Here is a 1,415-nt window from a genome sequence, read left to right as displayed (position 1 = left end):
CGACCGGGTAGGTGGTGTGGGTGAAACCCGGGATCTCGACGAGCTCGGGCCGGTTGCCGTTGGCGCTCAACTGGTCGAGCACGAACTGCATGCCGGCGGTCGCGATCTGGGCGCCGGGGTCTTCCATGACGTAGCGGAGCCTGGTGACGATGGCTCGTTTGTCGTGGACCGACCGGACGCGCGGCATGGCGTCGACCACCTCCGTGTCGGCGTCGACCACGGGCGCCTGGCCGACCTCCTTCCGGAACGCCGGGTAGCCCGGCCACATGAGGCGGCTCATCTCGACCGACGACAAGCAGCCGTACCAGAACCTGCGGTACTGCGCCTCGGCGCGAGCGCAGACCTCGCTGTCGGCGAGCTGCTCGATCCCGATGGCCGGGGCGGTCGGGGCGATGATCAGCCTGGCCGGGTCGAGCTGGTGGTTCGACGCCTCGTGGAGCAGCGGGCACACGTTGTTGGTCTGCCAGGTCAGGCCGGCGCTCGGGCGTCCGGCGCCACCGGCGACGATCACCATCAGCCGGGCCCAGTCGATGGACTGCTCGTGGAGCCACTTCAGGCTCCGGTGCAGCGAGTCCAGTGCCGAGAGGGCGAAGGTCGCCGCCATCATGTCGTTGAACGGCACGGGCACCGCGTCCGCCCCGTCGCCCTCGAGCAGGTTCGCGCGCAGGTACCCGAAGTCCAGGAGCTCCGGGTCCCCGATCGCGCGTTCCAGGTAGTCCGCGGTGGTCGCACAGGTGTAGTCGACCAGGTCGGTGATCTTCTCCTCGTGCCCCCGCCACGCGGTGACCGCGACCTCGTCACGCCAGTAGGAGACGCTGTTGAAGTCCTGCACCACGCGACACTGCGCGATCAGCTCCCTGGCGGCCGTCTTGCTGCCGAGGTCGCCGAGCTCGCGCAGCCGGGCCAGGTAGGGGATCGCGAGGCCGAGGTGCGAGACCGCGGTGATCTCGAAGAACCCCTTGGTGCCCTTCCTGATGTCGACCGACGTGGGTGGGCGTCCACCGCCGGGGAACAGCACCAGGTCGGTGCCCGTCGCCAGCAGCAACGGCGCGTCGGAGTGGGCCTCGCCCAGTCGCTGCTGCAGGTTCTGGCCGATGCTGTCCGGGGCGGCGGTGAACAGCTCGAACAGCCGCATGAAGTGCGGGTCGGGTTGGTAGCGCATCGGATTCTCCTCGTCCGTCCGGGTCAGGCGTTGTCGAGTGACAGCTCGTAGACGATGCTGTCCTGGCGGAACCGCACGTCCGGGGTGAGGCTGTTGGCGACGACCAGGAAGGTCTTGCCGTCGGCCTCGAAGAAGCTCGCGTCGGTGCCGCCGAAGGTGGGGAACTCCTCGATCACCTCGAACTTCCCGTCCTGCCACCGGTACAGCTGCGACATCAGGTCGGTCTTGGCGACGGGGGGGCTTCCCGTGGATG

The 1,415-nt window shown here is 68.8% G+C and carries 2 protein-coding genes; both read right to left on the bottom strand.

Annotation, left to right across the window (positions count from 1 at the left end; translation table 11 throughout):
- The coding region (locus tag ACFV4N_RS40475) for a DUF5624 domain-containing protein (RefSeq protein ID WP_499677991.1) at positions 1 to 1,162 on the bottom strand (1,162 nt) is incomplete at its 3' end.
- 23 nt (positions 1,163 to 1,185) lie between these two features.
- Positions 1,186 to 1,415, bottom strand: a 230-nt coding sequence (locus ACFV4N_RS40470) for a hypothetical protein (protein WP_499677990.1), incomplete at its 5' end; no start/stop codon positions are given.

It is taken from the genome of Actinosynnema sp. NPDC059797 (genome assembly GCF_042732085.1).
Lineage (GTDB): Bacteria > Actinomycetota > Actinomycetes > Mycobacteriales > Pseudonocardiaceae > Actinosynnema.
This window is presented reverse-complemented; position numbering and strand designations above follow the sequence as displayed.